This is a genomic window from Mycobacterium sp. 852002-51971_SCH5477799-a, from assembly GCF_001667145.1.
GTDB lineage: Bacteria > Actinomycetota > Actinomycetes > Mycobacteriales > Mycobacteriaceae > Mycobacterium.
In genome coordinates this window covers 43,950-54,011 of sequence record NZ_LZIF01000057.1, presented here as the reverse complement: position 1 = coordinate 54,011, position 10,062 = coordinate 43,950, and the positions used below count along the sequence as shown (strand labels likewise).

The window sequence follows — 10,062 nt, the reverse complement described above, 5'->3', positions numbered from 1 at the left end:
GACCTGGGGAGCGGCCGGGACCTCGGGCGCCGGGGCCTCGGGCGCGGGGGCCTGCGGCGCCGGGGCCTCGGGCGCCGGTTCGGGAAGCTCGACCTCGGAAATGGTGCGCCGCGGCGCGTCGCGCGGAATGGCCGCGTCGTCACCTACCGCGGGCAGCCCGGTGGTGTCGAGTCGGTCGGCCGTCGTGGTCTGGCTGAAGGTGATGCCCGAGGACGCGGTGTAGCCGCCGGACCGGTCGATGGCCCCGGGCTCGGCCCGGGTCGAGAAGCTGATGCGGCGCCGCCGATACCGCAGCAGGCCCAGGACCAGTGCGGTGATGACGACCAGGGCAGCGACGACCGCGATGGCGATCCAAAGACCTTGGGACACGCTGACATTGTTTCAAGTCGCCGGTTGCCCGTCGGTCACCGGGCCTTACTCGACGGCGCCGACCAGCTGGTCCACCTGCTGGCCGCGCATCCGCTGGGAGATCACCGCGGTGATCCCGTCGCCCTGCATGGTCACGCCGTAGAGCGCGTCCGCGACTTCCATCGTCGGCTTCTGGTGCGTGATGATGATGAGCTGAGAGCGCGCCCGCAGCAGTTCGAACAGCGAGATCAGCCGCCGCAGATTGGTGTCGTCGAGGGCGGCCTCCACCTCATCCATGATGTAGAACGGCGACGGGCGGGCCCGGAAGATCGCCACCAGCATCGCCACCGCCGTCAGCGCCTTCTCACCACCGGACAGCAGCGAGAGCCGGGTGACCTTCTTGCCCGGTGGGCGGGCCTCGACCTCGATGCCGGTGGTGAGCATGTCGTCGGGATTGGTCAGCCGCAGCCGGCCCTCACCACCGGGGAACAGCACGGTGAAGACGTCGGAGAACTCGCGTTCGACGTCGGTGTAGGCCTCGCTGAACACTTGCAAGATGCGGGCGTCGACCTCGTCGACCACCCCGAGCAGGTCCTTGCGGGCGGCCTTGACGTCCTCGAGCTGGGTGGACAGGAAGTTGTAGCGCTCCTCGAGCGCGGCGAACTCCTCCAGCGCCAGCGGGTTGACCCTGCCCAGTTCGGCCAGCTCACGCTCGGCCCGCTTGGCCCGGCGCTCCTGGGTGGGCCGGTCGTAGGGGATCGGCGAGGGCGCGAAGACCTGTTCGCCGCGCTCCTTGGCCTGCTCGTATTCGGCCATCTCCAGGTCGGTGGGCGGCAGTTGATTCTCCGGCCCGTACTCGGCGATCAGGTCGGCCGGCGCCATGCCGAACTGCTCGAGCACCACCTGCTCGAGCTGCTCGATTCGCATCGCCGCCTGGGCGTTGGCCACCTCGTCGCGGTGCAGCGAGTCGGTCAGGGCGGCCACCCGGGCGCTCAACGCGTTCACCTCGTCGCGCACCGCTGCCATCGCCGTCGCACGCTGCTGGCGTTCGGCGGCCAGCGCGTCGCGGATCTTGGAGGCGGCCTTGACGACGCCGTCCAATCGCTGCGCCAGCAGGCGCCCGGAGTCGGCCACCGCCGCCGCCACCGTGGCCGCGCGCAGCCGCGCCTCCCGCGCCTGCTGGGCCCGCAGGCGGGCTTCGCGTTCGGCCGCGGCCGCGCGGCGCAACGAATCCGCCCGCCCGCGAACCGCATTCGCACGCTCCTCGGCGGTCCGCACCGCCAGCCGGGCCTCGACTTCGACGCTGCGAGCGGCTTCGGTGGCGGCGGCGATCTGCTGACGGTTCACGGGTTCTTCCGTCGGCGCGTGCTGGGTCTCCTGGGCGTTGCGCAGCCGGGTTTCCAGTTCGGTGACTTCGGCGACTGTCTGGGTCCGGCCCGCCTCGAGCTCCTCGCGCTGGCGCAGCAGCCTGCTCCACTCGTCTTCGGATGTCCGGGCCTCCTGACCGAGCCGGCCGAGCTGCTCGTACATCCCGGAGATTTCGCTGTCGGACTCGTTGAGCGCGGCCAGCGCCTGCTCGGCCGAGTCCTGGCGGGCGGCCTGCTCGGTCAGCGCGCCGGACAGCGCCGCGCTCAGCTGGGCCACCCGGGCCTCTGCGGCGGTGAGCTCGTCGCCGGCCTTGTCGATTTCTGAGGTCACCTCGAGCGTCGAGGGCTTGCGGTCCGACCCGCCGCTCACCCAGCCGGCGCCCACCAGGTCACCGTCGAGCGTGACCGCGCGCAGGTGGGAGTGCGCCGCGACCAGCGCCAGGGCCTGGTCCAGATCGTCGACTACCGCGACGCCGGAGAGCATGGCCGTGATCGCGCCGCGCAGCCGGGCCGGCGCGTCGATCAGGTCGAGCGCCCACAGCGCTCCGGCCGGGGGGGCCTGCGGCGCCGGCCGATCGGCGGGCCAGTCGCCCAGCACCAGCGCGGCGCGGCCCCCGTCCGCCTGCTTGAGAGCGGCGACGGCCGACCGCGCCGCGCCGAAGCTCTCGGCCGCCAGGGCGTCGGCCGCTGATCCCAGCACCGCGGCCAGCGCCGACTCGTAACCGGAGCGGACCTTGACCAGCTTCGCCATCGGTCCCAAAAGGCCTGTGCCGCCGTGATTTTGGGTGAGCCACGCCGCGCCGTCCTTGCGCTCCAGGCCCATCGCGAGCGCGTCGATGCGGGCCTGCAACGAGGCCACCTGGCGTTCGGCGTCTCGCTCGGCGGACTGCAGCTCGGCGACCCGCTCGTCGGCGAGCCGCAACGCGGCGACGGTGCGCTCGTGGTGTTCGTCGAGGCCCACCTCGCCCTGATCGAGCTCACCGACGCGGCCCTGGACGGTTTCGAATTCCACCTTGGCCTGCTGCGCCCGGGCGGCGGCCTGTTCGATGCGTTCGGACAGGCGCGCCACGCTGTCGTCGATCGATTCGACCCGCGCCCGCATCGTCTCCACCTGACCGGCCAAGCGCGCCAAACCTTCTCGGCGATCCGCCTCCGCGCGCACCGCGGCCATATGGGCCCGATCGGCCTCGGCGGCCTCGCGCTCCCGCTCGGCCAGTTCGGCGCGGGCGCTATCCAGGCGGGTGCGCGCGCCGGCCAAATCGGCGAGCAGCTGGCGCTCGGCGACGGCGACCTGCTCGGCCTCGGCTTCCAGCGCGTCGGGGTCGGTGTCGCCGGTGGCCACCGGCTCCACGTCGAGGTGTTGCGCCCGCTCGCTGGCGATACGCACGGTCGCGGCGACCCGCTCGGCCAGTGCGGACAGCGCGAACCAGGTGTGCTGAACCGACTCGGCCCGGCTGGATAGTTCACCCACCGCCGTCTCGTGCGTGGTCAGCTCCGCGGACGCCTCGGCGAGCCGCGCGGAGGCCTGGTCGTGGTCGCGGCGCACGGCGGCCTCGGCCTCGAAGATGGCCTCGCGTTCGCCCTGCCGGTTGACCAGGTCGTCGGCGGCCAGCCGCAGCCGGGCGTCACGCAGGTCGGCCTGGATCGTCTGGGCGCGACGGGCCACCTCGGCCTGGCGGCCCAGCGGTTTGAGCTGGCGGCGCAGTTCGGTGGTCAGGTCGGTGAGCCGGGCCAGGTTCGCCGACATCGCGTCGAGCTTGCGGAGGGCTTTCTCCTTGCGCTTGCGGTGCTTGAGCACCCCGGCGGCTTCTTCGATGAACGCGCGACGGTCCTCGGGCCGCGATTGCAGGATCTCGTCGAGCTTGCCCTGCCCGACGATGACGTGCATCTCCCGGCCGATCCCCGAGTCGCTGAGCAATTCTTGGACATCCATCAAACGGCAACTGGTGCCGTTGATTTCGTATTCGCTCGCGCCGTCGCGGAACATCCGCCGGGTGATGGACACCTCGGAGTATTCGATGGGCAGCGCGTTGTCGGAGTTGTCGATGGTGACGGTGACCTCGGCGCGGCCCAGCGGGGCCCGCGACGAGGTTCCGGCGAAGATGACGTCCTCCATCTTCCCGCCGCGCAGGGTCTTTGCCCCCTGCTCCCCCATCACCCACGCCAGCGCGTCGACGACGTTGGATTTGCCCGAGCCGTTGGGTCCGACGACGGCGGTGATGCCCGGTTCGAACCGCAGAGTCGTCGGCGAAGCGAAGGACTTGAAGCCCTTCAGCGTCAGACTCTTGAGGTACACGGCGAGCCAGACTACCGCTCGAATCGCCCCGGGACGGCCGCACCGAGGGGTGTCGGCTCGCCCGAAGCATGGCCGCGTGATGCCTGGTCGACGCACTGGTCACAGTGGTCACATCCGCCACGGGAGAGGGCGACTGCGGCCGTGAGGAACGCGCTGGCGCCGGCGCTGGCGCGCTTAAGGGTCAGGTGCTGAAACCCTGAGCCCCTCAGCGCTCGACGAAACCCTCGAATCGCTCCAGCGGCTGCGACCAGTCCGCCACTACCTTCTCGACGTGGCCCGGACGCGACGGCCACGCCATGGCACCTTCCAGCAGGTGCAGCAGCTTCTCGCCGGCCGGCCGCGGACCCTGGGCGACCACCAGGACGCGGCCGTCGGCCTGGTTGGCGGCGTAACCGGTGAGGCCCAGCTCCAGCGCCCGGCAACGCGTCCACCAACGGAAACCGACGCCCTGGACCCGGCCATGCACCCAGGCGGTGAGCCGGGCGTCAGGCTCCGACATCGATGACCTCGAAGCCGACGGTGGTACCGGACTTGAGCGTGCGCCCGACGGTGCAGACCTGGTCGACGGCCCGGTCGACCACCACCAGCAGGCGCTCCTTCTCATCGTCGGCCAGGCCCGAAAGGTCCAGCTCCAGCGTCTCCTCCAGCAGCGGATAGCGCTCCTGCTCGCGGTCGGCGGCGCCGGAAACCCTGATGACCGCCTTGTAATCGTCGCCCAGCCGGCGGGCCAGCGGCAGGTCGCTGGACATCCCGCTGCACGCCGCGAGCGCGATCTTGAGCAGCTCGCCGGGCGTGAACACGCCCTCGACGTCCTCGGAACCGATCAGCACTTGCGCGCCACGTGAGCTGTAGCCGGTGTAGCGGCGAGTTCCGGTGCGTTCCACCCATAGTTCGGCCATGGCTTATTTCTACCGGGCGCCGCGACTTTGGCGCACGGGCATACTGCTTGGCATGGCTACCGTGGTCGCATTCCATGCCCACCCCGACGACGAGGTCGTGCTCACCGGTGGCACCCTGGCGCGGGCGGCCGCGGCCGGGCACCGGGTGGTCGTGGTCACCGCAACTGACGGGCGCGTCCACAACGACGACACCCACGATCGTCTAGGCGAATTACGTTCGAGCGCAAGAGTTCTCGGGGCACAGCGGGTGGAGTGCCTCGGGTATGCCGACAGCGGCTACGGACCGTTGTTCTATCCGGATCCACCCGGGCGCATCCGATTCGGGCGTGCGGATGTCGACGAGGCCGCCGGGCGCCTGGCCGGCATCCTGCGCGACGAACGCGCCGACCTGCTGCTCAGCTACCAGGCCAACGGCGGCTACGGCCACCGCGACCACGTCCAGGTCCACCACGTCGGCAAGCGGGCCGCCGAACTCGCCGCCACACCGCGGGTGCTCGAGGTGACGATGCCACGCGAAATCCTGGTCCGCGTCAGCGATATCGCGCACCTGTTGCGGCTTCCCGGCCCGTACGAGCGCGACGTCGTCCGCGGCGCATACGCCCCGCGCGCGACGATCACCCACCGGGTCAACGTCTTTCGCTTTGCGCGCCAGAAGCGAGATGCTCTGGCCGCGCACCGTTCCCAGATCGGCGATTCCGGTCTGGCCGCGCGGGTGTTCGGGCTACTGCTCCGGTTGCCGCCCCAGGTGTTCGGTGCGCTGTTTCGCCACGAATGGTTCGTGGACCCGACCTTGCCCACCGGGACGCTGCGCGGCGACATCTTCGGTTGAGTCGGCCGCGCGTTGAACGCTCAAACCCGTGGCCGCGGTTGACATTTCGGGCAGTAGAACGACGAACGGTTCATGAACTTCTCCCGGCGCATCACCGCGCCGCAGCGACGGCAGGCTTCACCCTCCCTGCCGTACGCGTCCAGCGACCGGTCGAAATATCCAGATTCGCCGTTCACGTTGACGTACAGCGAATCGAACGAGGTCCCCCCTTTGGCCAGCGCATCGCGCATCACGTCGGCGGCCGCGTCCAGCACTGCGGTCAACTGCTTGCGGCTCAGCGTGTCGGCGATCCGCGCGCCGTTCAGCTTGGCTCGCCACAGCGCCTCGTCGGCGTAGATATTGCCGATGCCAGATACCACCTGCTGGTCGAGAAGCTGGCGCTTGATCTCGGAATGCTTGCGCCGCAACACTTTCACCACAGCACCGGCATCGAATCGGGGGTCCAGCGGGTCACGAGCCAGATGCGCGACCGGCTCAGGCACCACGCTGCCGTCCACGTCGATCAGATCGGCGAGCATCCACCCACCGAAAGTGCGCTGGTCGGCGAAACTCAGCACGGTCCCGTCGTCGAGCAGCGCGGAGATCCGGACGTGCTCGGCGCGCGGCACCTTCCCCCTCGCCGCTTCGCGGCTGGCGGGACCCCCACCCAGCAGCATCTGCCCGCTCATGCCTAGGTGAACCACCAGCGCCGTATCCGATTCCTGCCCAGCGGGTTCCGTGTCGAGCAGCAGCCACAGGTACTTGCCACGTCGATCGGTGCCGGTGATCCGCGCGTTCAGCAACCGGGCGGTGAGGTCCGCGGGCCCCGCTTCATGCCGACGAACCGCGCGCGGGTGATGCACCCGCACCGCGGTCATTGTCTTGCCGACGACGTGGGCGTGCAGGCCGCGGCGCACCACCTCGACTTCGGGCAGTTCGGGCATCTAGACGGACACCATCTAGTTGGACGTCGTCCCCGCGGGGTCCAGCACGTCGAGCGTCTTCCAGGTGGCCGCCGCCGCCTTCTGCTCGGCCTCCTTCTTGGAGCGGCCGACACCCGTGCCGTATTCGGTGTCCGCCACCACGACGACCGCGGTGAATTCCTTGTCGTGATCGGGCCCGGTGGAGGTGACGACGTAGGACGGCGCGCCCATGCCGCGGGCCGCGGTCAGTTCCTGCAGGCTGGTCTTCCAGTCCAGCCCTGCCCCGAGGGTCGGCGCCGCATCCAGTAGCGGGCCGAACAACCGCAGAATCACGTCGCGCGCAACGTCGATGCCGTGATCGAGGTAGATCGCGCCCAGCAGCGATTCCATGCCGTCGGCCAGGATGCTCGATTTGTCGGCGCCGCCGGTATTGGCTTCCCCACGCCCCAGCAGTAGATGGACGCCGAGGCCCCCGTCGCACAGCTTGCGCGCGACGTCGGCCAGCGCCTGGGTGTTGACCACGCTGGCGCGCAGTTTGGCCAGGTCACCCTCGGTGCGGTCGGGATGGCGGTGATACAACTCGTCGGTGATGGTCAGGCCCAGCACGGCGTCGCCCAGGAATTCCAGGCGTTCGTTGGTCGGCAGCCCCCCATGTTCGTAGGCGTAGCTGCGATGCGTCAGCGCCAGGGACAGCAGTTCCTCCGACAGCTCAACCCCGAGGGCGTCGAGCAGCGCTTGGCGTGAACTCACCGCTTGCCCCGCGGCTCGTCCGACTCGGCGCTGAACATCCCCGCCAGCTTGGCCCACCGCGGATCGATGCGATCGTGCTGGTGGCCCGGCTCGGCGGCCAGCGAAACACCGCATTCGGGGCACAGTCCCGGGCAACCCGGGGTGCACACGGGCGAGAACGGAAGCTCCAGTCCCACGGCATCGACGATGGACTGCTCGAGGTCGATGGTGTTGTCGACGATGTGGCCCACCTCGTCTTCCTCGGTGGTCGCCTCGGTGGTGCTGTCCGGGTAGGCGAACAGCTCGGTGAGCTCCACTTGCACCTGTCCATCAAGCTTGGTCAGACAACGAGAGCATTCGCCGACCGTGGGCGCGGTGACCGTTCCGGTCACCAAAACGCCCTCGGACACCGATTGAATCTGTAAGTCCAGCTCGAGCGGGGCGTCCGCCTCGATCGCGATCATGTCCAGCCCGATGCGCGACGGGCTGGGCACGGTTTTCTCCCACGTCACCATCGTCCCGGGGCGGCGCCCCAGCCGGGTGATGTCGAACGCCATCGGCGCGGCCAGCCGTGACGTCGCGCCGCGGGCCGATCGAGTGCTGTGCTGGCGCGTCATACCGGAAATCCTACGGCGCAGACCGCACAATTCCAGGGCGCGCCCGCCCGGCAGACAGCCGCGAAACGGCTAGCGCACGGCGTAGTCGTGGGTTCCGGCCGCCGTCCGCAGTTGGTGACGACCGCGCCCCACCGACCGCAGGGTGCCGTTGAGGAACTCCTCGAACTCGGCGAGCTTGTTGTCGACGTAGATGTCGCACTCGCCGCGCAACCGGTCGGCCTCGGCATGCGCAGAGTCGATGAGCCGGGTGGCCTCGGCGTTGGCCGCTTCCACCACGCTGTTCTGCGAGACCAGGCGCTGCTGCTCTTTGATGCCCTCTTGCACGGCCTTCTCGTAGGAGATGTTGCCGTTTTCCAGCAGCCGGTCGGCTTCGGCCTGGGCGCGGCTGACACTGGCCTCGTACTCGCGCTTGGCCGCCGTGGCGATGCGCATCGACTCTTCGCGAGCCTCGCCGACCATCCGCTCGCTGTGCTGGCGCGCTTCGCTCACCATCCGGTCGGCCTGCGATTTCGCGTCCGAGAGCAGCCGGTCGGCCTCCGCGCGGGCGTGGTTGAGCATCGACTCCGACTCGGTGGTCGCCGAGGACACCATGGACTCGGAGTGTGCCTTGGCGTCCTGCAGCATGGAGTCGCGCGCGTCCAGGACGTCCTGGGCGTCGTCCAGTTCGCCCGGGATCGCGTCCTTGATGTCGTCGATCAGCTCCAGCACGTCGCCGCGAGGCACCACGCAGCCGGCCGTCATCGGAACGCCACGGGCTTCTTCCACAATGGCGCTGAGTTCGTCCAGCGCCTCAAAGACTCGATACACGGCCATACCCTCCTGGCGTCTGCAAAGCTCTCGGTGTTACTAGTGTGCCTGGTGTTGTCTCTGTGACAGCGGTGGCGACGCCGGTGTGTCGGGTATTGGCCCGTCCGAGCCGCCCCAAACGCCGCGGTAACGGATTTGCCTGCGATTCTAGGTCGCGGACGGCCCGGGGCACTATCCGAGCCGGCGTCCCCGCGGCGGGCACGACGCGTCGAGCACCCTCAACTCGGCGATGAGCTTGCCGATGATGCCGGCGTAGGAGCTTCGACGCTGTTCCTGGGACGACGCCTGCGCGCCGGCCGGATCTGCCCGCGCGGCCCGGACCTCGCCGACCGCCTGTTCGGACAGGTCGCCGACGCTGCGCACGTGCAGCGCGACGCCGGGGGCGGAAACGCTGGTCGCGTAATGCCGGAGTCGCCGGCTCCACTCCTGGTAGTCGCCCAGGCCGGGCCCGCCGCTGTCGGCGGGGATGAACGCCGGGTCGAGCATGTCGCGATGCGAGACCACGAACCGCTCCATGTCGGCGACGGTGCGGCAATCGGCCGACGGGCGGTGGACCAGGTACACTGCAGCCAGCATCCCGTTGGAGACCAGCACCATGCCGGTGACCAGCGCGAAGATCGGCCGCCACTGGCCGCCCGTGGGTATATCGCGCTGCACCGCGGCGAGGGCGTCAGCGCTGTCCGGGGTGCGTTCTAATGCATTCTGCAACAACGTAACTCGCCGCTCGACGCGGCGGGCAACGATCCAGCCGCGGACTCCGGTGATCCCGAGCAGCGCGGTGATCGCGCCCTGCAACACGGTTTGACGGGTGCCGTTGGTCGAGATGCCGCCCATCGTCAGCATCAGCCAGCTGGCGAACAGCACGCCGTAGGTGACGACGATGCGCTTCGGCGTCGACCGGCCGTGCCCGAGCCGAATGGCGCCGAGGCGCAGCGCCGCCGCCACGACGGCCGTGCCGGCGGGCATCTCGCCGCCCACGCTCGCCCGAATCGCCCGCGACCGCTCGGAGCGGTTCAGGCCGCGCATAGCCGCCTGGTACTCGCGGGAAGACCGCTGGGTGGACACCACCAGCAGGCAGGCGAAACAGACGCCGCAGACGCCGACGAAGGCCAGCCGCCAAGGCCAGCGCATGCCGGCCGTCAGGTGCGGCGCGGCCAGCGGAGCGATCACGCCGAAGCAGAGGGCGGCGACGCAGAACTGCACCAGCCACCGCTGCCACCACGGCGCCCCGAGCAGTCGGATCCACACCGGGGCAGTCTTGCAAATGC

The 10,062-nt window shown here is 69.9% G+C and carries 9 protein-coding genes and 1 pseudogene; 1 reads left to right on the top strand and 9 read right to left on the bottom strand.

Annotated features, from left to right (window positions below):
• The 4 genes and pseudogenes from A5753_RS06875 to A5753_RS06860 all read right to left on the bottom strand — a co-directional run.
• A pseudogene (locus A5753_RS06875) lies at positions 1–369 on the bottom strand (signal recognition particle-docking protein FtsY); the annotation flags it as partial.
• A 45-nt stretch (positions 370–414) separates the two neighbouring features.
• Entirely contained in the window at positions 415–4,011 is a 3,597-nt protein-coding gene (gene smc / locus A5753_RS06870) for a chromosome segregation protein SMC (RefSeq protein WP_067124805.1), read from the bottom strand.
• A gap of 205 nt (positions 4,012–4,216) precedes the next feature.
• Complete coding sequence (locus A5753_RS06865; RefSeq protein ID WP_067124798.1) at positions 4,217–4,510, bottom strand: acylphosphatase; 294 nt, start codon at positions 4,508–4,510, stop codon at positions 4,217–4,219.
• The gene (locus A5753_RS06860) at positions 4,497–4,910 is read right to left on the bottom strand and encodes an OsmC family protein (protein WP_067124796.1); all 414 of its coding nucleotides are present in this window, start codon (positions 4,908–4,910) and stop codon (positions 4,497–4,499) included. The genes A5753_RS06865 and A5753_RS06860 overlap by 14 nt, the downstream gene beginning before the upstream one ends.
• A gap of 52 nt (positions 4,911–4,962) precedes the next feature.
• Between A5753_RS06860 and A5753_RS06855 the strand changes: the two genes are divergently transcribed.
• Positions 4,963–5,739, top strand: a complete 777-nt coding sequence (locus A5753_RS06855; protein WP_067124843.1) for a PIG-L deacetylase family protein — start codon at positions 4,963–4,965, stop codon at positions 5,737–5,739.
• Positions 5,740–5,759: 20 nt separating this feature from the next.
• On the opposite strand, the gene mutM is transcribed toward A5753_RS06855, so the two are convergent.
• The 5 genes from mutM to A5753_RS06830 all read right to left on the bottom strand — a co-directional run bounded on the left by mutM (position 5,760) and on the right by A5753_RS06830 (position 10,042).
• Positions 5,760–6,662, bottom strand: a complete 903-nt coding sequence (gene mutM, locus A5753_RS06850; RefSeq protein WP_067124793.1) for a DNA-formamidopyrimidine glycosylase — start codon at positions 6,660–6,662, stop codon at positions 5,760–5,762.
• A 15-nt stretch (positions 6,663–6,677) separates the two neighbouring features.
• The gene (gene rnc / locus A5753_RS06845) at positions 6,678–7,391 is read right to left on the bottom strand and encodes a ribonuclease III (RefSeq protein WP_067124790.1); all 714 of its coding nucleotides are present in this window, start codon (positions 7,389–7,391) and stop codon (positions 6,678–6,680) included.
• Positions 7,388–7,987 carry a DUF177 domain-containing protein gene (locus A5753_RS06840; protein WP_197694610.1) on the bottom strand — a complete coding sequence of 200 codons (600 nt, stop codon included), beginning with the start codon at positions 7,985–7,987 and terminating at the stop codon, positions 7,388–7,390. Before A5753_RS06840 ends, rnc begins: the two co-directional genes overlap by 4 nt.
• Positions 7,988–8,056: 69 nt before the next feature.
• Positions 8,057–8,794, bottom strand: coding sequence for a cell division protein SepIVA (gene sepIVA / locus A5753_RS06835; protein WP_067124840.1), 738 nt, complete (start codon positions 8,792–8,794; stop codon positions 8,057–8,059).
• 171 nt (positions 8,795–8,965) lie between these two features.
• Positions 8,966–10,042 carry a hypothetical protein gene (locus tag A5753_RS06830; protein ID WP_082971193.1) on the bottom strand — a complete coding sequence of 359 codons (1,077 nt, stop codon included), beginning with the start codon at positions 10,040–10,042 and terminating at the stop codon, positions 8,966–8,968.
• Between the last annotated feature and the right edge of the window lie 20 nt (positions 10,043–10,062).